This is a genomic window from Sulfurimonas xiamenensis (assembly GCF_009258045.1).
Classification (GTDB): Bacteria; Campylobacterota; Campylobacteria; order Campylobacterales; family Sulfurimonadaceae; genus Sulfurimonas; species Sulfurimonas xiamenensis.
In genome coordinates this window covers 589,986-612,100 of the sequence record NZ_CP041166.1, presented here as the reverse complement: position 1 = coordinate 612,100, position 22,115 = coordinate 589,986, and the positions used below count along the sequence as shown (strand labels likewise).

At 36.5% G+C, this 22,115-nt stretch carries 18 protein-coding genes, 1 tRNA gene and 3 rRNA genes; 4 read left to right on the top strand and 18 right to left on the bottom strand.

The genetic code is table 11. The features are described 5' to 3' along the window. The first annotated feature begins 2 nt into the window (after positions 1–2). A complete protein-coding gene (locus tag FJR47_RS03225; RefSeq protein WP_152299028.1) occupies positions 3–1,952 on the top strand; it encodes a M3 family metallopeptidase in 1,950 nt (649 codons plus the stop codon). Between the two features lies 1 nt (position 1,953). Then, complete coding sequence (locus tag FJR47_RS03220) at positions 1,954–2,958, top strand: endonuclease/exonuclease/phosphatase family protein (RefSeq protein WP_152299027.1); 1,005 nt, start codon at positions 1,954–1,956, stop codon at positions 2,956–2,958. On the opposite strand, the gene FJR47_RS03215 is transcribed toward FJR47_RS03220, so the two are convergent. The 12 genes from FJR47_RS03215 to aroQ all read right to left on the bottom strand — a co-directional run bounded on the left by FJR47_RS03215 (position 2,951) and on the right by aroQ (position 15,350). After that, a complete protein-coding gene (locus FJR47_RS03215; protein WP_152299026.1) occupies positions 2,951–3,616 on the bottom strand; it encodes a uracil-DNA glycosylase in 666 nt (221 codons plus the stop codon). The genes FJR47_RS03220 and FJR47_RS03215 overlap by 8 nt on opposite strands. Positions 3,617–3,739: 123 nt before the next feature. Continuing rightward, positions 3,740–3,855: ribosomal RNA gene (gene rrf, locus FJR47_RS03210) — 5S ribosomal RNA — on the bottom strand. Between the two features lie 198 nt (positions 3,856–4,053). Then, positions 4,054–7,052 (bottom strand): 23S ribosomal RNA (locus tag FJR47_RS03205). Between the two features lie 313 nt (positions 7,053–7,365). Further along, positions 7,366–7,441 (bottom strand) — tRNA-Ala (locus tag FJR47_RS03200). A gap of 213 nt (positions 7,442–7,654) precedes the next feature. Beyond that, positions 7,655–9,173, bottom strand: a 16S ribosomal RNA gene (locus FJR47_RS03195). The 16S, 23S and 5S rRNA genes sit together here with 1 tRNA gene alongside, the layout of an rRNA operon. Positions 9,174–9,555: 382 nt before the next feature. Continuing rightward, the gene (mnmA, locus tag FJR47_RS03190) at positions 9,556–10,581 is read right to left on the bottom strand and encodes a tRNA 2-thiouridine(34) synthase MnmA (protein ID WP_241855431.1); all 1,026 of its coding nucleotides are present in this window, start codon (positions 10,579–10,581) and stop codon (positions 9,556–9,558) included. Positions 10,582–10,603: 22 nt separating this feature from the next. After that, a complete protein-coding gene (locus FJR47_RS03185; RefSeq protein WP_152299025.1) occupies positions 10,604–11,368 on the bottom strand; it encodes an LOG family protein in 765 nt (254 codons plus the stop codon). A 13-nt stretch (positions 11,369–11,381) separates the two neighbouring features. Further along, entirely contained in the window at positions 11,382–12,242 is an 861-nt protein-coding gene (gene fliY, locus FJR47_RS03180; protein WP_152299024.1) for a flagellar motor switch protein FliY, read from the bottom strand. Next, entirely contained in the window at positions 12,235–13,257 is a 1,023-nt protein-coding gene (fliM, locus tag FJR47_RS03175) for a flagellar motor switch protein FliM (protein WP_152299023.1), read from the bottom strand. Before fliM ends, fliY begins: the two co-directional genes overlap by 8 nt. A gap of 157 nt (positions 13,258–13,414) precedes the next feature. After that, complete coding sequence (locus FJR47_RS03170; protein WP_152299022.1) at positions 13,415–14,290, bottom strand: P-loop NTPase; 876 nt, start codon at positions 14,288–14,290, stop codon at positions 13,415–13,417. A gap of 79 nt (positions 14,291–14,369) precedes the next feature. Continuing rightward, the gene (gene folK / locus FJR47_RS03165) at positions 14,370–14,858 is read right to left on the bottom strand and encodes a 2-amino-4-hydroxy-6-hydroxymethyldihydropteridine diphosphokinase (protein WP_152299021.1); all 489 of its coding nucleotides are present in this window, start codon (positions 14,856–14,858) and stop codon (positions 14,370–14,372) included. A 3-nt stretch (positions 14,859–14,861) separates the two neighbouring features. Then, on the bottom strand, positions 14,862–15,350 hold the full coding sequence (aroQ, locus tag FJR47_RS03160; protein ID WP_152299020.1) for a type II 3-dehydroquinate dehydratase: 489 nt from the start codon (positions 15,348–15,350) through the stop codon (positions 14,862–14,864). Positions 15,351–15,438: 88 nt separating this feature from the next. On the opposite strand from aroQ, the gene mqnF reads away from it, so the two are divergent. Both mqnF and sppA read left to right on the top strand, forming a co-directional pair. Continuing rightward, complete coding sequence (mqnF, locus tag FJR47_RS03155) at positions 15,439–16,671, top strand: aminofutalosine deaminase family hydrolase (RefSeq protein WP_152299019.1); 1,233 nt, start codon at positions 15,439–15,441, stop codon at positions 16,669–16,671. Then, positions 16,659–17,528 carry a signal peptide peptidase SppA gene (gene sppA / locus FJR47_RS03150; RefSeq protein ID WP_152299018.1) on the top strand — a complete coding sequence of 290 codons (870 nt, stop codon included), beginning with the start codon at positions 16,659–16,661 and terminating at the stop codon, positions 17,526–17,528. Before mqnF ends, sppA begins: the two co-directional genes overlap by 13 nt. A gap of 19 nt (positions 17,529–17,547) precedes the next feature. Here the strand turns inward: sppA and FJR47_RS03145 are convergent, their stop codons facing one another. The 6 genes from FJR47_RS03145 to FJR47_RS03120 all read right to left on the bottom strand — a co-directional run bounded on the left by FJR47_RS03145 (position 17,548) and on the right by FJR47_RS03120 (position 22,109). Then, positions 17,548–17,967, bottom strand: a complete 420-nt coding sequence (locus FJR47_RS03145) for a hypothetical protein (protein ID WP_152299017.1) — start codon at positions 17,965–17,967, stop codon at positions 17,548–17,550. 90 nt (positions 17,968–18,057) lie between these two features. Next, a complete protein-coding gene (locus tag FJR47_RS03140) occupies positions 18,058–18,660 on the bottom strand; it encodes an FmdE family protein (protein ID WP_152299016.1) in 603 nt (200 codons plus the stop codon). Positions 18,661–18,668: 8 nt separating this feature from the next. Then, positions 18,669–19,919, bottom strand: coding sequence for an exodeoxyribonuclease VII large subunit (gene xseA / locus FJR47_RS03135; RefSeq protein ID WP_152299015.1), 1,251 nt, complete (start codon positions 19,917–19,919; stop codon positions 18,669–18,671). Positions 19,920–19,928: 9 nt separating this feature from the next. After that, a complete protein-coding gene (ubiE, locus tag FJR47_RS03130; RefSeq protein WP_152299014.1) occupies positions 19,929–20,639 on the bottom strand; it encodes a bifunctional demethylmenaquinone methyltransferase/2-methoxy-6-polyprenyl-1,4-benzoquinol methylase UbiE in 711 nt (236 codons plus the stop codon). A gap of 1 nt (position 20,640) precedes the next feature. Continuing rightward, on the bottom strand, positions 20,641–21,666 hold the full coding sequence (gene ribD, locus FJR47_RS03125; RefSeq protein ID WP_152299013.1) for a bifunctional diaminohydroxyphosphoribosylaminopyrimidine deaminase/5-amino-6-(5-phosphoribosylamino)uracil reductase RibD: 1,026 nt from the start codon (positions 21,664–21,666) through the stop codon (positions 20,641–20,643). Then, a complete protein-coding gene (locus tag FJR47_RS03120; RefSeq protein ID WP_152299012.1) occupies positions 21,660–22,109 on the bottom strand; it encodes an LSm family protein in 450 nt (149 codons plus the stop codon). Before FJR47_RS03120 ends, ribD begins: the two co-directional genes overlap by 7 nt. Positions 22,110–22,115 lie beyond the last annotated feature (6 nt).

The following is a 22,115-nucleotide window of genomic DNA, read 5'->3' as shown; positions in this document are numbered from 1 at the left end:
ATATGAGTAAATTTCCAGAGTTTAAAGTAGAACTAAAGAGCTTTATCAAAGAGCTCAAAGAGAGAGTAGAGAACAACAATAAAAAAGTACAGAAGCTCTTAAAGATAAAAGAGAAGAGTTTTGCAAACTTTGTAAAACCGCTTGAGATGATGGATGAGCACCTGGAGCAGTTTTTCACTCCGCTCTCACATCTAAACTCCGTTAAAAACACGAAACAGACGCAAAAGATATATGCAGCTTCACTGCCTATCATAACAGAGTACTCTACAAAGCTATCTCAAAATCTAGATATTTACAAAGCTTACAAAGAGATAGAAAAAAAAGAACAAAAGAGTCTAAACCAGGAACAAAAAAGGGTTTTGGAGCTCAATATACTAAACTTTGAACTAAGCGGTGCACATCTTGATGAAAAGAGCAAAGCAAGGCTCGGGGAGATAAACATAAAGAAGAGTGAGCTATCAAATAACTTCTCTCAGAACCTTCTTGATGCTACAAACGAGTACGAGTATATTGTAGATGACCCAAAAGATGTAGAGGGATTGCCGCAGAGTGATAAAGAGAGCGCAAAATTTAAAGAAGATGGAGTCACAAAATATAGATTTACACTTCAAATGCCTTCATATATCGCCTATATAACCTACGGCAAAAATGAGAAGATAAGAGAGAAGCTTTACCGCGCCTATGTCACAAGAGCACCGCAAAATGCCAAGATAATAGATGAACTCTTATCGCTAAAAGATGAGATGAGCTCTCTTTTAGGCTTTAAAAACTACGCCTCATACTCTCTTGCAAGCAAGATGGCAAAAAATGAGAAGAGCGTTGTCGATTTTTTAGAAAAGCTGGTTTCAAACTCTAAAGCACAGGCAAAAAAAGAGCTAGAGGAACTTCAAAAGATAGCAAAAAAGCCGCTTCAGAGCTTTGATAGCGCCTACTACAGCGAGATACTCAAAAAAGAGAAATATGAGATCGATGAAGAGGAGTATCGTCCCTATTTTGAGCAAAAGAGCGTTTTAGACGGGATGTTTGAATTTTTAAACAAACTTTTTGGAATAAGCTTTAAAAAGGTAGAAGAGGAGCTGTGGCATAAAAAAGCAACCTCTTATGATCTCTATCTTGATAACAAATTAAAAGCGAGGCTCTATCTTGACCTCGAAGCCAGAAAGGGAAAGCAAGGGGGCGCTTGGATGAACAACTTCCAGACCCACTGCAAAGATGAGAAGGGCAAAGAGCAACTCGCCTCAGCCGTAATAGTATGTAATTTTCCGCCATCTTCAAGCAAAAGCCCATCACTTCTAAGACATGATGATGTCGTGACTCTTTTTCATGAGATGGGGCACGCTCTGCATCATATGTTAAGCAATGTAGCCGAGAATGAAGTAAGCGGCGTAAACGGTGTAGAGTGGGATGCAGTAGAGTTTCCATCGCAATTTTTGGAGAACTTTGCCTACGAGCCGAGTGTGTTAAAACTCTTTGCACGCCACTACAAAACAGAAGAGATCATTCCAGATGAGATGATAGAAAAGTTGGTAAAGAGCAAGAATTTCCTCTCTGCTCTTGGAATGCTAAGACAGCTTGAGTTCTCGCTTTTTGATTTTAAACTACACACAAAACTCTATCAAGGTGATGCTATTCAAAATCTCCTAGACTCCATCAGACAAGAGACGGCACTTATAAAACCGCCATCTTACAACAAGTTTCAAAACGGCTTTTCTCATATTTTTGCAGGAGGTTATGCAGCAGGATACTACAGTTACAAATGGGCAGAAGTTTTAAGTGCAGATGCATTTTTTGGTGTTGTAGAAGAGGGGATATTTGACTCCAAGATCGCTGAAAAATATCTCCATATTATTCTCGAAGGCGGCGGTGCAAAAAGCATGGACATACTCTTTAAAGAGCTGATGGATCGTGAGCCAAACCCTGATAGTCTGCTTCGTCTAAACGGGATTATATAGTTTGAGACACCTACTTTTGGCTCTCTTGTTCTGCGCAACACTTTTTGGAGAGAAGATTTTGAAAATAGCGACCTATAATGTAGAGAATCTCTTTGATTTGCAAAAAAGCGGACATGAGTACAGTGAATATATTCCAAACGGACCTTCTCTTTGGAACCAAAAAAACTACAAAATAAAGCTGCACAATATTTCACAGGTCATAAAAGAGATAGATGCGGACATAATAGCCCTTCAAGAGGTTGAATCGCTTCAGGCACTGCTTGATTTGAGGTTTACGCTAAAACAGCATGGACTCTATTACCAGTACTACAGCATCGCAGATAAAAAAGATACCACTATAAAAGTAGCGCTTCTTAGCAAAATTCCCTTTGTCTACTCCAAAGAAGTAAGCGTGACGCAGACTTTAGAGTATAGAAACATCTTGGAGAACAAATTTATAGTTAACGGCAAAGAGTTATATATTTTCGTAAATCACTGGAAATCAAAATCTGGAGCCGAGAGCAGACGAATAATCTCTGCAAAAGCGCTTAAAAAGAGGGTCTCTGAGATAGGGTTTGACAAAAATATCATCTTACTCGGAGATTTTAACTCAGACTATGAAGAGTATATAAAGTTCAAAAGAAAAAGAAAACATAATGACACTGACGGAATAACTGGGATAAACCACATACTGGGAACCATCAATCAAAGAGATAGAGCTTCAAAAGTAAAGTATGCACAAGATAGCTTCTATAACCTCTGGTACGATGCAGACAGAGAGGATAGATACACATATATATACAGAGGTAAAAAAGAGGTTTTAGACAATATACTTATCTCTCAGCCCCTATTAGACGAGAAAGATATATCATATATCCATGGCAGCATCTCAAATTTTGACAAAGAGTATCTCTTTAAAAAAAAGAGCATAAACCGATGGGAAGTATCTCGTGCAAAAGTGCGAAAACACAAAGGCAAAGGCTACTCTGACCACCTGAGTGCAACGGCAAAATTCAGAATCAATTAAGACACCAATCAATCTCCTCTTTATCATGAGTCTTAAGATAAGAGTTTGATTGTGAAAAAGGCTTAGAGCCAAAAAATCCGCGATATGAAGAGAGTGGTGAGGGGTGAGGTGCCTTTAGAACAAGATGCTTTTTTGTATCAATAAGTCTCTCCTTTTTCTGAGACGGAGCTCCCCATAAAACAAAAACTATGCCCTCGTATCTTAAGGATAATCTACTAATAACCAAGTCTGTAAATCTTTCCCACCCCACATTTTTATGTGAATTAGGATTAGCCTCTACAACAGTAAGAACACTGTTAATAAGCAAAACACCCTGCATTGCCCATTTAGTCAAATTACCGTTTGTAGGCGCAGCACAATGTACATCATCTTGCAATTCTTTAAAAATATTGACCAGCGATGGAGGGATCTTACACTCATCACAAACTGAAAAAGCGAGTCCGTTTGCCTGATTATGACCGTGATATGGGTCCTGCCCTATTATTACAACTTTGACATCATCAGGATTTAGAAGATTAAAGGCTCTAAAAATATTTTCATATTTTGGAAATACTGTTTTTGTTTTGTACTCTAACTCTATAAATCGCTGAAGTTTTATAAAGTAATCTTTTGAAAATTCATCCTCTAAAAAAGTATGCCATTCATTATTAAGTATCATTAGAATCCTATAAAAGTAATTGATTGATTATATATAAATTTTATTTTAAAGATATTGTAAATTAAGTCTTTTAGAAAAAATTATATGAAAATGTGATTGTATAATTAAAAGAAGAAATGATCAACTAGGCAGCGACCTACATTTCCACACCTGAAAGATGCAGTATTATCAGCGATGAGAGGCTTAGCTTCTGGGTTCGGAATGGGGCCAGGCGTTTCCCTCTCTCTATAGCCACCTAGACAATCACATTTAAATACACTTTATTGTGTGTACTTAAAAATGATTGCTCTTGGTTTAGAGAAGATTTTCATTGTTAAAGTCAACATTTCAGGGTTTAGGGTTTAGATGTTAGGGGTTAGGTAAAACCGCCGACTAATCACTAATCACTAAATAACTACTTCAGACACCTATACACTAAGTAAGGTAGTGAACGATATGTAAAAAAGACAAACGTACTATTAGTACTGGTCAGCTAAACAGATTACTCTGCGTACACATCCAGCCTATCAAGCTTGTAGTCTTCAAGCGTACTTCAGGGAGAGTTCATCTTGGAGTTGGCTTCCCGCTTAGATGCTTTCAGCGGTTATCTCATCCATGCGTAGCTACCCAGCGATGCTCTTGGCAGAACAACTGGTGCACCAGTGGCATGTCCAACCCGGTCCTCTCGTACTAGGGTCAGCTCTCCTCAACTCTCCTACGCCCACGGAAGATAGGGACCGAACTGTCTCACGACGTTCTGAACCCAGCTCGCGTACCGCTTTAAATGGCGAACAGCCATACCCTTGGGACCTGCTCCAGCCCCAGGATGCGATGAGCCGACATCGAGGTGCCAAACCTCCCCGTCGATGTGAGCTCTTGGGGGAGATCAGCCTGTTATCCCCGGCGTACCTTTTATCCTTTGAGCGATGGCCCTTCCACACAGAACCACCGGATCACTATGACCGTCTTTCGACTCTGCTCGAGTTGTCTCTCTCACAGTCAGGCTCGTTTATGCCATTATACTCTACGAAGGATTTCCAACCCTTCTGAACGAACCTTTGTAAGCCTCCGTTACTTTTTAGGAGGCGACCGCCCCAGTCAAACTACCCACCAGACATTGTCCTCGCACGAGATAATCGTACCGAGTTAGCTATCAGAATATTCAAGGGTGGTATCTCAAGGATGCCTCATCTACAACTGGCGTCATAGATTCAACGGCTCCCACCTATCCTGCACATGAATATCCCAATAGCAATGTCAAGCTATAGTAAAGGTGCACGGGGTCTTTCCGTCTTTCCGCGGGTAGGAGGAATTTTCACCTCCACTACAATTTCACTGGATCCCTGGTTGAGACAGCTCCCATCTCGTTACGCCATTCATGCAGGTCGGTATTTAACCGACAAGGAATTTCGCTACCTTAGGACCGTTATAGTTACGGCCGCCGTTTACTTGTGCTTCATTTCAAGCCTTCGCGTGAGCTAAGCAATCCATTTAACATTCAAGCACCGGGCAGGCGTCACACCCTATACATCCTCTTACGAGTTAGCAGAGTGCTGTGTTTTTGGTAAACAGTCGGGAGGGACACTTTGCTGCGACCCGTCAATGCTTCATGGAGCAAGTCCATTTACAAATAGGGCACACCTTATACCGAAGATACGGTGCTAGTTTGCAGAGTTCCTTAACCAGGGTTCATCCACGCGCCTTAGAATACTCATCTCACCCACCTGTGTCGGTTTACGGTACGGGCAACTGCTGTTCTCGTTTAGAGGCTTTTCTCGGCACGACAGTATCATTGATTCAAAGCGCTCTCCGAAGAGATTGCTCTGCCTGTAAGATCTCGGTCTAATGTATCACGGATTTGCCTATGATACAACCTACATCCTTCGACCCACTATTCCATCAGTGAGCTCAATTAACTCTATGCGTCCCCCCATCACTCAAGCGAACAACAGTCGGTATCGGAATATTAACCGATTTGCCATCGTCTACCCCTCTCGGACTCGACTTAGGTCCCGACTAACCCTACGATGACGAGCATCGCGTAGGAAACCTTGGGTTTACGGCGAAGAAGATTCTCACTTCTTTTCTCGCTACTCATGCCTGCATGCTCACTTCCAGCCGCTCCACCACTCCTTGCCGGTATGGCTTCTACGCTGACTGGAACGCTCTCCTACCGCTGTAGTACATCATTAAATCCTAAGTATCTCTCTTATCCCCTGAGGCATTTTAAAACTTCACTCCGTAAAGTTTTAAATATAACTCTTTGAATATCTCTTCTCTGAGAACTTAATGATGTACTACAACCTAGAGCTTCGGTGCTTGTCTTAGCCCCGTTATATTTTCGGCGCAAAATCGCTAGACCAGTGAGCTGTTACGCTTTCTTTAAAGGGTGGCTGCTTCTAAGCCAACCTCCTGGTTGTCACAGCAACTTCACATCCTTTTCCACTTAGACAAGACTTTGGGACCTTAGCTGCTAGTCTGGGTTGTTCCCCTCTTGACGATGGATTTTATCACCCACCGCCTGACTCCCGAGGTTACACATGAAGTATTCGGAGTTTGATAGGGTTTGGTACCGCGGTAAGCAGCCCTAGCCCTGTCAGTGCTCTACCCCTTCATGCTAATGCTCGAGGCTATACCTAAATATATTTCGAGAGAACCAGCTATCACTGAGTTTGATTGGCCTTTCACCCCTATCCACAAGTCATCCCAAGACTTTTCAACGCCAGCGGGTTCGGTCCTCCACTGGCTCTTACACCAGCTTCAACCTGCTCATGGATAGATCACTCAGTTTCGGGTCTGCAGCATCTGACTAATTCGCCCTATTAAGACTCGCTTTCGCTACGGCTTCTCGTTCGATTAACCTTGCCAGATACCACAACTCGCAGGCTCATTATGCAAAAGGCAGTCCGTCACACTTATATATAATAGTGCTCCGAATGATTGTAAGCCATAGGTTTCAGGTTCTATTTCACTCTGCTCACCGCAGTCCTTTTCACCTTTCCCTCACGGTACTTGTTCGCTATCGGTCTAGTAGTAGTATTTAGGGTTGGAGGGTGGTCCCCCCATATTCAGTCAAGATAACACGTGTCCCGACCTACTCATTCCTTAGTCTAGTACCATACAAATGTTTTCGCTTACGGGAATATCACCCTCTATGTTCACTCTTTCCAAAGTGTTCAGCTAACAAATATATTATCACTAAGTGCCCTAATCCCTTTTCGCTCGCCGCTACTATGGGAATCTCGTTTGATTTCTTTTCCTTCAGGTACTGAGATGTTTCACTTCCCTGAGTTCGCCCCCCGTAGGGTAACATGACTCGCGCCATGCTGGGTCGCCCCATTCAGAAATCCCCGGATCAAAGCTTCTTGGCAGCTCCCCGAGGCTTTTCGCAGCCTAGTACGTCTTTCATCGCCTCTACTAGCCAAGGCATCCACCTATGGCCCTTAATATCTTTTTTATTCTATGTTGCGTTCACTACCTTACTTAATGTAAGACAGTGCCTGTTTAATTGTAGTTATTTAGTTGATATATTTATAATTTGATTCACATAGAAAATACAAAGATCGCTCTTCTTATCTCTAGTTATCTCTTATAACTATATTTTATTGACTTTAACAATGATAATTTAATGAACTTTTGGTATAAAACCAAATATAAATCTTTTCAATTAAAGACTTATATTTGGTTTTTTGAGAAAGTTGTGCTTGATAAGGTTGCGAAGCATACTAAATGTATGTGAGCAAATTTATCAAGTGCAAATTTCCAAAAAATGGTGGAGAATAGCGGGATCGAACCGCTGACCTCCTGCGTGCAAGGCAGGCGCTCTCCCAGCTGAGCTAATTCCCCATTTTCTTTTGAACTCTTTTTATTTTATTCTTCGTTAGAACCTCTCACTCATTCAAGAACCCGCTTCGATTAAAACAAAAATCTTTTCAAAATATACAAATCAATGAACACAGATCACTGAAAACTAAGCAAGTAAAAGACTAAAATAACTATTTCTCTTGTGAGATTTTCTTTGTATGAGATAAACAAACGAATGTTTTCTCTTTACTCTAGAAAGGAGGTGATCCAACCGCAGGTTCTCCTACGGTTACCTTGTTACGACTTCACCCCAGTCGCTAATTCCACCGTAAGTGGTAGCCTCCCGAAGGTTAGCTTCCCAATTTCGGGTGAAATCAACTCCCATGGTGTGACGGGCGGTGAGTACAAGACCCGGGAACGTATTCACCGTAGCATTGCTGATCTACGATTACTAGTGATTCCAGCTTCATGGAGTCGAGTTGCAGACTCCAATCCGAACTGAGAGACGCTTTATGAGATTGGCTCCACCTCGCGGTATTGCAACTCTCTGTACGCCCCATTGTAGCACGTGTGTAGCCCTGGCCGTAAGGGCCATGATGACTTGACGTCGTCCTCACCTTCCTCCTCCTTGCGAAGGCAGTCTCCTTAGAGTGCCCAGCTTAACCTGCTGGCAACTAAGGACGAGGGTTGCGCTCGTTGCGGGACTTAACCCAACATCTCACGACACGAGCTGACGACAGCCGTGCAGCACCTGTTTTCAAGCTCCCCGAAGGGCACTACCGTATCTCTACAGTATTCTATCAATGTCAAGGCCAGGTAAGGTTCTTCGCGTATCTTCGAATTAAACCACATGCTCCACCACTTGTGCGGGTCCCCGTCTATTCCTTTGAGTTTTAATCTTGCGACCGTACTCCCCAGGCGGAACACTTAATCTGTTAAGTGCATCACCGCAATGACAAGCATCACGACGACTAGTGTTCATCGTTTAGGGCGTGGACTACCAGGGTATCTAATCCTGTTTGCTCCCCACGCTTTCACGCCTTAGCGTCAGTTATGTTCCAGGAGATCGCCTTCGCTTTAGGTATTCCTAGTGATATCTACGGATTTTACCCCTACACCACTAATTCCATCTCCCCCTCCCATACTCTAGGTTACCAGTTTCAAGTGCAGTTCTACAGTTAAGCTGTAGGATTTCACACCTGACTTGATATCCCGCCTACGCGTCCTTTACGCCCAGTGATTCCGAGTAACGCTTGCACCCTCCGTATTACCGCGGCTGCTGGCACGGAGTTAGCCGGTGCTTATTCATATGCTACCGTCATTTTCTTGACATATAAAAGGAGTTTACACACCGAAATGCGTCATCCTCCACGCGGCGTTGCTGCATCAGAGTTTCCTCCATTGTGCAATATTCCTCACTGCTGCCTCCCGTAGGAGTCTGGTCCGTGTCTCAGTACCAGTGTGGCGGATCATCCTCTCAAACCCGCTACCCGTCATGTCTTGGTGAGCTCTTACCTCACCAACTAACTGATAGGATATAGTCTGATCTTCAAGCGAAAAAACATTTCCCTTCATACCTTGTGATATGAAGGTGTATCTAGTATTAATCACCGTTTCCAGTGGCTATCCCAGTCTTGAAGGTACATTAACTATATATTACTCACCCGTGCGCCACTCGTCGCCAAAGTGCAAGCACTTTGCGTTACCGTTCGACTTGCATGTGTTAAGCACGCCGCCAGCGTTCACTCTGAGCCAGGATCAAACTCTCCATAATTGAAGTTGTTTAATCTTTGCCCAAGATTATTAAATCATTGGCTTTATGTTGCTATCAGTGCGTGAACATCTGATAGACTTTGTATAGTATCTATACTATTGGGTATCTCTAAATAAATAGAGACCAAATAGAATAGACGGTTGTTGTTATTTTAGTTATTTCTAAGTAAACTTATTAATGACCAATCTAACTATCTCTAGTTATTAAAGTCTGTTTACTTGCTTAGTTTTCAATGATCTCAAACCTAGATTTTTAATCCTAAACTTTAGGTCTCTCTGTTTGTGGAGGGGAATTATAGAGAAATGATTCTTAATGGCTTCTTAATCTGTGAAAGAGTTTTTGAAGAAATTTTATTTTAGAGGTTTTAAAAGAAAAATTGTCTTTAATTTTTCTCTATCCAGCCTCCGCCGATTAATTTTTTACCATCATAAAAAACAGCTGCCTGTCCTGTTGCTACTCCAAATACACTCTCCTTTAAAGTAATAAATGCTTTGTTCTTTTCTACTTTGACATGGCAAGGAACTGCTCTGGTTCTATATCTTAATTTTACAGTTGTATCAAACTCTTTTTCATCAGTATACAGATTCAAATTATTAAGCACCACACTGTTGCAAGCCAAATCCTCTTTTTTGCCAACGACTATCTGATTTTTTTTGGCATCAATACTTATAACATAATGTGGGTCATGCGCACCTCTAACTGTAAATCCCTTTCTTTTGCCAATTGTATAGTGCATATAACCTTTATGTTCTCCAACCACATTTCCATCTTTATCAAGCACTTGACCTATTTTGTCTACTGCAACATAATCTTTTAGCAAATCAGTATAAGTTGTTTCTACAAAACATATCTCAGTAGATTCTCTTTGAGATACAAATGATTCCAATCCGCCTATGGAAGCTGCCAACTCTTTAATTTCACTTTTTTTCTTTTCTCCCAAAGGAAACAGCAATCTTGACAAGACAGTTCTATCTACATAAAAAAGAAAATAGCTTTGATCTTTTGTATCATCATCAGCCTCATAAAAATATTTTCCATCTGTTTTTATATAGTGTCCCGTAGCTATATAGTCTGCACCGATTTTATCTGCAAACCTCACCATTTCGCCAAATTTTAAGCTTCTGTTACAAAGTGCGCATGGATTTGGTGTTTTTCCCTCGGCATAGGTGTCTATAAAAGGTTGAAAAACTTCTTTGTTAAAAGTATCTTGCAAATCAAGCACATGAAGTTTTATGCCGACAAAGTCCGCAGCCTTTTGTGCTCTTGTTTGATTAATCTCATGATAACCCGGCTTAGAGTGAAGCTTCATATAGAGTCCCTCAACATCATAACCCTGCTCTTTTAAAAGCAGTGCGGAGACAGTAGAGTCAACACCGCCGCTCATACCAACTAAAACTTTTTTACCCATATTTTCTTTTTTCATAATTAATTTAACTTTTTTCAATATTTTTATCTTTAGAGAACTCTTCTAGTGTTTTACAATACTGTGTATCTTCAAGTTTATGCTCCCTGAGAAATTCAATCTGCTCCAAAATTGAAGCTTCTAATTCATTAACTACATGTTGAAGGTCATCTGTGAGTCGAATCTGTTTAAAATCTTCACTGCTTATCATACCGTTGTTGAGTAATTTGTCTTCTACAAAATCAAGAAGCGGCTTATAATACTCCACTCCTACAACAAAAATCTTCACACCTGTTATCTTTTTGGTTTGTATAAGCGTTAATGCTTCAAACAGTTCATCGAGAGTTCCATATCCGCCGGGAAAAATCACATAGCCGATTGAGTACTTGACTAACATAACTTTTCTTGAGAAAAAATAATCAAAATCTAATTCTGTAGTAGTGTATTTATTGGGAATTTGTTCAAATGGCAGATCTATATTGAGACCGATAGATTCTACATCTTTATATTTAAAAGCACCTCTATTTGCTGCTTCCATAACTCCCGGGCCACCACCTGTCATTATATTAAAACCTTTTTGAGCAAGCATAGAAGATAACTCTTCTGCTTTTTTATAGAATATGCTATCGCTATTGGCTCTTGAACTTCCAAACATGGTAACTGTTGGCCCAAGTTCACCAAGTTCATCAAAACCTTTGACAAAATCTGCAACAATTTTAAAAACACTCCAAACATCAGCCGATTTAATTTCTTTTATATACTTCTTTGTTAAATCATCTTTTTTTTTACGCACTTAAAACAGCTCCTTATGATTTTAGCCTATCTGCTCTCTCTTTTTTTGTACCAATAGTAGTTATCTGAACACCGAAGTTACCATCAACAACAACAACTTCTCCTTCTGCTATAACATGATCATCTACCAATATTTCTAATGGATCATTAACTAACTGATTTAACTCAATAACAGAACCAATATCAATATTTAAAATATCTTTTAAAAACATTTTTTTCTTTCCTATTCTAACTTTAACAGGAAGTTTGACATCTTTTATTAAAGAGATATTATCCATCTCTTCACTATTCAAAGATACGACTGAATCTATATCTTGAGCTTTATAAGATTCAATTTTTTTTTCTTGCAAAAATTCTCTTTTTGTTTTAAATCTATTATTTTGTAAATTTTCATCAATTATAAACATAAAAAGAGATTTTACATCTCCTATTTTAAGATCGTAAACAAACATCTTGGTGTAACTATCCAGAATAATTTCTCTGCTTTTTCCAATATATTCAGCTTTTTGAACATGGAAAGAGACAACAAGCGGCTCTTTTTGTACAGAGAATATATTGGCAATTGTCCCAAATATATTTGAAACAATCTCTTTAGCAACAATTAAATCATCATTATAAATTTTTTTTCTGCCACTCTCTTCTTTGCCCATAATCATATCCGACAAAAAAACAACCATTTTTGGTTCTACAGCAACCATGATTGAAGCATTCACATCACCGCTTACTATTATATTTAACAATACTATCGGGGAAGTTATATTTGAAACAATACTTAAATTCTGTTCCTCTTTTAAATCAAGAGAAGGTGTTTGCCCTATCAGCGCTTCAACAATTTTTACCGTTTCATTCTCAAACAATTTTATAAAATCATTCATCGCTTATCTCTCTTTTGTTTTTTTCTTTTTTATCAAACACACTCTCTTTTATAATTGCACTCTTTTTTTTACCGATAATTTCTGTAATTTGCATAGATTTCTTTGATTTTTTCAACCCTATTTTACCGCGAAATCTATCTTTTTTATCAATACTAAGTGTAATAATATCATCTGCTGGTTTATTAAGTTTGATAATATCGCCACTTTTTAACTCCAAAACATCTTTTAAAGTAAGTTCAACATTACCAATAATAGCTTCAATTTCAATTTTTGCTTCGCCAAGAAGTCTCTGCAAATGCACATTTTTGTTTTTTTTAATGTTTACTTTATTATTGTTTACATTTTTACTTGCAAGTTTTGGCAAAATTGTTTCAAGTACAGCCAAGGGATAACAGATATTTATCACTCCTGAATTCTGCCCAATAACTATTTCCATTGAAGCTATTATAACAATATCATTTTCAGCAATATTTTGCATTACATTTGATTTTGATTCTTTTGAATCAACAATAGCAAAGATATCCATTATCGGACTCCAAGCCTCTTTTAAGGTGTTTATTATAACTCCTAAAATCATTTCAAAAAGATTAAGCTCAATATCTGAAAATTCACGCTTTATATCAAATGGTTTGCCTTTTCCGCCAAGAAGAGAGTCTAAAATCGAAAAAACTATGGATGAATTTATATCGATAACACCGTTTTTTTCTAAGGGTTTTATAGAAAAAAGATTAGCACTGGTACAACTTGATAAATCTGTCAAAAAATCACCATATCTCATTTGATCAACTAAACTGAGCTGAATTTTAACAGTTGTATGTGTAATGGAAGAGATCTGAAAAGACAATAAGCGCGCTATATTATCATGAATAGCACGAAACGAGCGTAATTGATCTTTTGAGATTATGTTTGGTTTATTGAAATCATAAGGTGTTACTTCTATTTCAGAAGTTAAGAAGTCATCATCATTAACATCTAAAAGTGCATCTATCTCTTCTTGTGAAAGCATATTTAGCATATAAAGTTCCTAAACTATATTTAATTTCGTACATAACTTATTTGATAACATTCATTAACTTTTTTTCTATTTTTTACTAAAACAAGTATATCTAAGCTTCTTAAACAGTCAAATACAAATTTATAAACTCTTTTTTTAACATATTTTTTAAAAAACTTTAAAAATACTTCACTAAACGCTTAAAAAGTCCGGACAATCCGCTTTCAGCGGAAGTTACAAGCACGCCCTGTTCCAATTTTTTTTTAATTTTATTAGCTATTTTAAGTATATCTTTATGCACAATTGAACCAGGATACAAAACACTAAACAATGCTCTTCGCTTAACTGAAGAGGATACTTTAATATCACTGTTGATTTTTCCTATCAATTTCAAATCTAGTTTATTCCCAATATTTGCCAATGCAACTTTATTGATTTTTTCATATATAGCAACTGCCTCTTTTTCACTTCTTACCTGATTTAATAGTAAATTTATATTGTTTCTAAAAGTCGCTATAGTTTTTATTGTTGCATATGCATCTGTTATTGCTGCAGGATCAGGTACTGTAACAACTATAACATCATCTGCTGCTTCCAAAAACATTTGTATATGTTCTCCTATGCCGGCACCTGTATCTATAATCATTACATCAAATTTATCTAAAATTTCAGATTCACTCATAAATTTATCAAAAAGCATTTTATCAGAATATTTTAGTATTTCATTTCCACTCTCACCTGGAATGAGTATAAGATTTCTTGTAATAGGAATTAAAATATCTAAAACTTTTGCTTCTCCCTTTAATACATGCAGAATGTTTTTTTTGATTTTTACATTAAACATTACATCTAAATTTGCAAGACCAATATCAGCATCAAATATGCCGACATTTAATCCGCTTTGAGAAAGCACATATGCGAGATTAGAACTTATTGTGCTTTTCCCGACACCGCCTTTTCCGCTTGTTATAGTAATAAAACGGGTTTTTTTAGATTTTTTTTGTAGGCTTGAGAAAACTGATTCTTCTTCTTTTTGCACTTGATGTCCAATCATGCTTTACTCCTGTAGAAACCATTCAATAAATTATCTATTGAAAAATTACTATTTATATAAATCAAATTTTGAATAATTTTCATTTAGTTATATCCGCCAGTGGTATCAATACACTATCTCTTTCAAACCACTTAGCATGTGGAATTTGAAGCTTGGATGTTTTAACAACTCTATCATCAAAAAAGATAATATCCAAATCAAGTGTTCTGGGAGCATTTGCAAAACTTCTTTTACGCGCAAATTTTTTCTCCACTCTCATCAAGTAGTTTAAAAACTGAGTCGGCTGCATACTTGTTTTAATTACAATTATTGAATTAAAAAAATCATCTTGCTCAATATATCCAAACGGAGGATTTTTCAAAATCAATGATGTTTGCAGCAGTGTAACTCTTCTATCTTTTTTTATATATAGATACAAACGGTTAAGTCTTCTTTTAACATCACCTACATTTCCGCCTACTCCAACAGTCGCAATATATCTATGCGAACTATTGCTAGTATTTTTATGAGGGGAGCGTAAATTTTTAAAAATTTCTAAACTCTCATTTAATTTACGCTTTATATACATAACCTACTTTGCTTCAGTAGCTTGAGACTGTTGCTTTTGCATCTCTTGAACAGCTTTTACTTCATTCATTATTTGTACCATTCCAACCATTGCAAGATGATATCCAAATGGACCAAATCCAACAATAGATGATGTACAAACAGGTGCTATCATATTTTGTTTTCTAAACTCTTCACGGCGATGAATATTACTAATATGAACTTCAATAGTAGGAAGATTTACAGCAGAGATTGCATCGCGAATAGCAATTGATGTATGAGTGTATGCCGCTGCATTAATAATAATTCCGCTTGCATCTCCATAACACTCTTGAATTTTATCTACAATTTCGCCCTCTAAATTGCTTTGAAAAAACTCTACTTCCATCCCACTTTTAGCTCCAAAATCTTTCATTTGAGCATGTATCTGCTCTAATTTCATTGAACCGTAAACCTGCTGCTCTCTTACACCCAGCATATTTAAATTTGGTCCTTGAATTACTACTATTTTCATATTTTACCTTTTTTAAATTTCAATTTTTAAGTAGTTATTTTACCTAAATTAAGCATAATCTATTTTAAATTTTCAAGAAAGATGAAATATGCAGATACTAATACCAAATTATATTTTAACACCCGATATTTTACTCTCAAATATGTCAGTCGCTTTTGATAAAAAAATACAAAAAATTGCTCCGCTTGAAGAGCTCAGAAAAGAGTTTCCTGACGCTGAAGTTATAAAATTAAAAAAGAATTCTCTACTAATGCCTGGACTTATAAATGCTCATGTTCATATAGAATTTAGTGCCAATAAAACCCAGCTCTCCTACGGAGATTTTATGAATTGGCTTTACAGTGTTATTGAAAACCGTGAAGAGTTGATAACAGGTTGTGACAATAAGTGTATGAAAAAAGCTATTGATTCTATGTTAGAATCAGGAATTACAACATTTGGTGCAGTTAGCTCACACGGTATGGATTTGGAAGTTTGTGCAAATGCCTCTCAAAATATTGTTTTTTTCAATGAGCTTATAGGCTCACAGGCAACGATGGCAGATGCACTTTTTGGAGATTTTTTGACACGACTTGATGCTTCAAAAAGTATTACAAGAGAAGGTTTTTATCCGGCAGTTGCTATTCATTCACCCTACTCTGTTCACCCAATTTTAATCAAAAAAGCACTTCAAATTGTTAAAAACGAAAAGCTTAAATTAACTGCCCACTTTATGGAGAGCAAAGCTGAAAGAGATTGGCTTGATAAAAGTGAGGGTGATTTTAAAGATTTTTTTGAAAAATTGTTAAAACAGAAGAGCTCAGTAAGCAGTTCAAGCGAATTTTTAGAACATTTTAACGATTATGAAACTCTTTTAACACATGTAGTTAAAGCAAATGAAAATGAACTAAAAACTTTATCATCAAATAAGCATACGATTATTCATTGCCCAATTTCAAACAGACTTTTAGGAAACGGCGCCCTTGATTTGTCAAAACTGGAAAAACATAAAATAAGATGGATATGTGCAACCGACGGCCTTAGTTCAAACTACAAACTTGATCTCTTTGAAGAGATGAAATGTGCTCTTTTTATGCACTCAAATATTCCGCTTTTAAAATTAGCAAAAAAACTTATCAACAGTGTTACAAAAGATGCTGCTGATGCCCTTAAATTAAATACAGGTGAAATTTCAGAAGGAAAAAATGCTGATATGATTGTTTTGGACTTAGACAAAGAGCCTGGTGACGAGTTAGCAATCCATTTAATATTACATAGATATAATATCTCAAAAGTTTATATTAACGGAACACTTAAAAAAGGTAACGAATGCAGTTTATAAAAAAAATATTTTCTCCTTTCTTGGCAATAATAAAATTTATTCAAGAGCATTTCAAAGCTATGCTTTTTTTACTTATTGTTTTTCTAATTTTTGCACCAAAGAGCGAAGAAGATTTAAAACCCCATAATCTTGAACAAATTTATCTCGTAGGGCCGATTATGGAAGTTTCAGAAGTTGTAAATCAAATAGATGAAGCAGCTTCTAATCGCTTTGTAAAAGGCATTTTACTCAACATAGACTCACCCGGCGGGGCAGTCGCACCCTCCATTGAAGTGGCTTATGCTCTAAAAAGAGCAAAAGAAAAAAAACCGGTTGTAGTATACGCAAACGGAACTCTTGCAAGCGGGAGCTATTATGCAAGCATTTGGGCAAATGAGATAATCGCAAATCCAGGTTCAATGGTTGGAAGTATCGGTGTTGTTATGCAGGGAGCAGATGTAAGCGGGCTAATGAGTAAAATAGGCATAAAATCCCAAAGTATTCAAGCAGGTAAATACAAAAAAGTAGGTACTGTTGATAGAGAGTGGACCAATTATGAAAAAGATGAATTAAACAAAGTTATACAAGGAACTTATGATCTCTTTACCGCCGATGTGGCAAATGGTAGAGGCTTGGATATAAAAAACAGAGACACCTTTGCAAATGCGCATATTTTTACAGCTGAACAAGCCAAAAAAGTAGGTTTAATAGACAGTATCGGTGTTGAATATGATGCCAAAAACAGAGTGGCCCAGCTTAGCGGGGTGACCGAGCAGCTTTGGAATAAAGAAGATAAATTTGACAAATTGATAAAAAAACTCTCAGCTCAAGCGGCAGTTACTATTCATACCTATTTTCCGACTCTGATAATTAGATAAAATATTACTTTGTTTTTTTCTAATTATCACTTTTCTTTTTTTCGGGTTTTTTTCTAAACATATGATACTTCTCTTTTTCAAGCAGCCTCTCAACATATTGAGACTCGGCCTTTTTAACATTTTTCCAAACTCCAGATGGAAGTCTTACTTGAAGTTTGTTTTTTTCTTTTAATTTTATAATTTTTTTAATTGATAGCACTTTTGAAACCGGAGAAAAATCAACATCTGTTAAATCTATATCATCCTTAAAAAAAAGCGTCTGTTTATCAAAATTTCCCCATCCTGGAATCCCATCTTCTGTATATGGAACTTCATAACCATTTTTAAATTCAATCATAACTCTATAATGGCTATTATCAAAGAGCTGAATAATTTTACCTGGACCAAATATTAAACCGTAAACCTCATCGTTAACTTTTGCGTTATCAAAATAAGCCATAAATCTCCTTTTGTTATAAATAAGAAATTATATTATCAATATATTACAAAGAAATAACATTTGCAAAAGCTTATCTGCTTTAGAAATTTTTTATCTAATCTCTACAATTTTAATAACATTCGATGCATTTTCAAAGATTTTTTCTACTCTCTCTTGCCAGAGTTGACCAAACTCTTTTATCTCAGCAGAACTAGCCATACCGCCCATTATTTTTTGCATCAACGGCTGCATTTTTGGACTGCCTCCGATTGATGATGAATTGTAATATACATCTACTCTTTTAGCGTTATCAACTCTTGTAAATCTTGCTGAGGAGTTGATATTGGCATTAAAATCCATTAAAGAGTGTCGGGCAAATTTTCCGCCTAAGCCCTTAAAGCCACTTTTATCTGTTGCACCTGTAATCTGTGAAACAACATTTGCAATAACTCCAGCAACCCCATCTTCTAATGACTCTCTAAACTCTACTTTTATATTGCCTCTAACAGCTCTCTCTCCTGGATAAAGAGCTTTTAATGCTTCGGCGGCTATAAGATATGCACCGGCAACTGTTGGACAGCTATGCCCAGCAGATTTTACAACTTCTAAATAAGTTAATTCATATTTACCTTCTTCAAAAGCACCTAACATATTTGCCAACGGGTCTATAACTTTAATACTTTCTACTTTATCAAAAAACTCTGGATAACTCATACACTCTCCTATATATTATTTTTTTCTAACACTTTCGCACTTATAACTACTTTATTATTCATAAGATCAAATATATCATTTACTCGTAAAGATCCTATATCAATGACTTTTGAATTTTTGGAAATCTGAGCAAAACCTTTTTTACTTTTTAGTTTTGGGTTATTGGATTCTAACATTTTTTGAAGAGTTAAAACTTGATTTTGAGCAATATTAAATTTACTTTTTATTATATCTGGAAATCTAAACTTAATAGACTCTACTTCTTTAGAAAAACTATGCATTTTAAATGAAATGGTTTGGTTATAGGAGTTGCAAAGCTGTTTTACATCCTCAATTTTTTGAGTTATTTTTTTTTCGATTGAGTGCCCGGAATATAAATTTATCAAATGAGTCAATTCTTGCTTGGCATTATAAATTTTTTGCATAACTTTTTGAGTATATTGTGTCTCAAGAGAATCAATATATTGATATAATTCATTAGAATCTGGTAGTATCATCTGCATTGCAGCGCTCGGAGTCGGGGCTCTTAAATCTGCTACAAAGTCACTTATAACCCAATCTATCTCATGCCCTACACATGATACTACTGGAGTTTTAGCTCTAAATATTGCATCTGCGACTATCTCTTCATTAAATGCCCATAAATCTTCTATACTGCCACCGCCTCGACCTGTAACAATAATGTCATATCCTTTAGTATCTGCAATATTTAAAGCATTTACTATTGATGGAGCCGCACTCTCTCCTTGAACTAAAACATCATAAATATCAATCTCTATAGCTCTATACCTATTTTGAGCAACTCTGAGCATATCTTGTAGAGCTGCGCCGGTAGCAGAGGTAATAAAAGCTATCTTTTTTGGAAATTTTGGAAGTTCTTTTTTGATTGAAGGGTCAAAATAGCCTTGTGAAGATAATTTGTTTTTAAGCTGCTCATATGCCAGTGCCAAGGCTCCGTGCCCTGAGGGTTGAATAGAAAAACAGTTTATCTGATATTCACCTCTTGGCTTGTAGAGTGTCACAGCCCCATCAATAACAACTTTTAATCCCTCTTGCAGCTGAAATTTCAACTTAGAAGCATTGCCTTTAAACATCACAGCTTTTATCGATGAGGATGCATCTTTTAGCGTAAAATAGATATGCCCGCTGTTATGCAGTGTAACTCGGGAGAGTTCACCTTCAACTAAAACTCTGGTAAATGTACTTTCTAATAAAGTTTTTATCTGTTCATTTAGTGAAGAAACACTAAGAGTATACACCGCTGTTCTCTATTTTTTTCTTGCTATTAAAAGAGTCGATATATCCATAGAGAAACTTTTTGCATACACAATCTCAAAACCGGCAGCTTCAAGCTCTTTTTTCATATTTTCAACTGTTGAAAAATCTCCTATTGAGTTAGGAAGATACTCATATGCTTCTAAATTTTTAGAGATAAAACCCCCGACTTTTGGCAAAATTCTATTCATATAATAGTCTCTGATTTTTCCAAGCAAGGAGGGATTTTCATTCTTCATAAACTCCAGTATTACAACCAAACCACTCTGCTTTAAAACTCTATTAAACTCTTTTAAAGCTGCTTCTCTCTCAACCACATTTCTAATACCGTAAGTAATACTTACAATATCAGCACTCTCATCCTTAAGAGGAATTTCTGTAGCTTTTGATATATGATAGTTAAATTTAGAGAATTTCTCTCTTGCTACATTAACCATCCCATTTGAAGGGTCGACTCCTACTATATCTCCAACAGCTATGCCGTTTACTTCTGATCTTTTTTTCCAGTAATTCATCATATCACCGGTTCCGCAAGCAACATCAACAATTTTATCTATAGAATCTTTAGCATAAAACTTATAAGCTAAATCACAAGCCTTTCGTCTCCAACTTTTATCAATTCCCATACTCATAACACGATTTGCCGTATCGTATGTAGGTGCAATATTATCAAACATTGATACGATTTTTTCCTGTTTTTCCATTCTACTTATTTCCCCTGTTATTTGCTTGCTTCATCCACATAATTATATCCTGCTCATCTTTTTGTATATTTAAAATAGAAAATTTATCATCTTTATTTGTAAAATTATTATTTCCGCCGATTTGCAAAGATAAAAAACATAAATAATAATCAACAATATTCTTGGAAAGATTAAACATATTTTCTCCCCCTTCTATCATAATATTTTTATAATTATCTAAAACAGAAAAATTGTCAGAAATAATAACTTTTCTGTTTTTTATATTAAAGAGTGGAATAGTTTCATCAAACTCTTTATTTCTTGAAACTATTAAAATATCAGGTGCTTTTCCATCTACAAGCCTTGCATCTAATGTTGGTCTGTCAACTCTTACACTGTTGCCGCCTATAACCAACAAATCACATACATCTCTCATAGCATGAACTAAAATTCTCGATTTTTTTGAACTTATGATTCCTGCATCAACTGTTCCGTTTAGCCTTTGTGCCCATTTAAAAAAAACAAACCTCTTTTTTTGCCATAAATTGAAAGGTTTTAACAATGCATCGCACTCTTTCTCCAATACCCCGTTTTTTGTTTCAACACCTGAATTTTCAACTATTTCATTGCCGCCGGATGCTTCTTTATTAGAATCAAGAGAACCAACAAAAAGTTTTTTTATTCCCAATTTTGAAATAAGAGTTGCACAGGATGGAGTTTTACCTATATGTGAACATGGTTCAAGTGTAGAAAATATAGATATAGAATTAAAACAGTTGTTGTGGTTTTCTAAAAGATACTCATGAATTTGAGATGAAGATGTAATATTTAAAATTTTTTTGTCATTCGTTAATTTAAAATATGCGCTCTTAAGAGCTTCTACTTCAGCATGAGGAGAACCTGCTTTTTTGTGAGCTTCCACCGCAAGTATTTCACCATTTTTCCCAGTAACAGTACAACCGACTGCCGGATTTGGATATGTAAGCCCTTGATATTTCCAAGCCTCATCCAAGGCTAATTTCATATAAAAGTTAGTATCTATTACCATTCAAAATAGGTTTTTGCTTTTGAAATTTGAGAAAAATCAACTAAAATTTCTTCCCCATCAACATCTAAAATAATATTGGAATCTTCCACTTTAAGAAGTATTCCCTTAAGTTTCTCTTTTGATTTTAAATGAAGAGCAACATTTTCTCCTATTGACATTTCAAACTGTTTTAATGAATGTATTTTTCTTTCAATTCCAGGACTTCCTACTTCAAGTCTATAGTCTCCAGAAACAGGAGGCGTTACATCAAGAAGAGGAGAGATAAGATGTGTTAGATTAACACACTCATCAAGAGTAACACCTTTTCTTCTGTTATTTTCAATCTCTCTTGAAATAACATTTACTCTATATATAGTGTCTCCACCCTCATTAACAACAGAGATATCATAGAGATCCAAACCTACAGATTTAACAAACGACTCTATATCTTTTTCTAAACTCATAAATAT

Excerpts from the sequence above, each read along its gene's own strand:
- FJR47_RS03225 (WP_152299028.1), top strand. The coding sequence starts at position 3 with ATGAGTAAATTTCCAGAGTTTAAAGTAGAACTAAAGAGCTTTATCAAA.
- FJR47_RS03215 (WP_152299026.1), bottom strand. The coding sequence starts at position 3,616 with ATGATACTTAATAATGAATGGCATACTTTTTTAGAGGATGAATTTTCA.
- mnmA (WP_241855431.1), bottom strand. The coding sequence starts at position 10,581 with ATGGGTAAAAAAGTTTTAGTTGGTATGAGCGGCGGTGTTGACTCTACT.
- fliY (WP_152299024.1), bottom strand. The coding sequence starts at position 12,242 with ATGAATGATTTTATAAAATTGTTTGAGAATGAAACGGTAAAAATTGTT.
- fliM (WP_152299023.1), bottom strand. The coding sequence starts at position 13,257 with ATGCTAAATATGCTTTCACAAGAAGAGATAGATGCACTTTTAGATGTT.
- FJR47_RS03170 (WP_152299022.1), bottom strand. The coding sequence starts at position 14,290 with ATGATTGGACATCAAGTGCAAAAAGAAGAAGAATCAGTTTTCTCAAGC.
- folK (WP_152299021.1), bottom strand. The coding sequence starts at position 14,858 with ATGTATATAAAGCGTAAATTAAATGAGAGTTTAGAAATTTTTAAAAAT.
- aroQ (WP_152299020.1), bottom strand. The coding sequence starts at position 15,350 with ATGAAAATAGTAGTAATTCAAGGACCAAATTTAAATATGCTGGGTGTA.
- mqnF (WP_152299019.1), top strand. The coding sequence starts at position 15,439 with ATGCAGATACTAATACCAAATTATATTTTAACACCCGATATTTTACTC.
- sppA (WP_152299018.1), top strand. The coding sequence starts at position 16,659 with ATGCAGTTTATAAAAAAAATATTTTCTCCTTTCTTGGCAATAATAAAA.
- FJR47_RS03145 (WP_152299017.1), bottom strand. The coding sequence starts at position 17,967 with ATGGCTTATTTTGATAACGCAAAAGTTAACGATGAGGTTTACGGTTTA.
- FJR47_RS03140 (WP_152299016.1), bottom strand. The coding sequence starts at position 18,660 with ATGAGTTATCCAGAGTTTTTTGATAAAGTAGAAAGTATTAAAGTTATA.
- ubiE (WP_152299014.1), bottom strand. The coding sequence starts at position 20,639 with ATGGAAAAACAGGAAAAAATCGTATCAATGTTTGATAATATTGCACCT.
- ribD (WP_152299013.1), bottom strand. The coding sequence starts at position 21,666 with ATGGTAATAGATACTAACTTTTATATGAAATTAGCCTTGGATGAGGCT.
- FJR47_RS03120 (WP_152299012.1), bottom strand. The coding sequence starts at position 22,109 with ATGAGTTTAGAAAAAGATATAGAGTCGTTTGTTAAATCTGTAGGTTTG.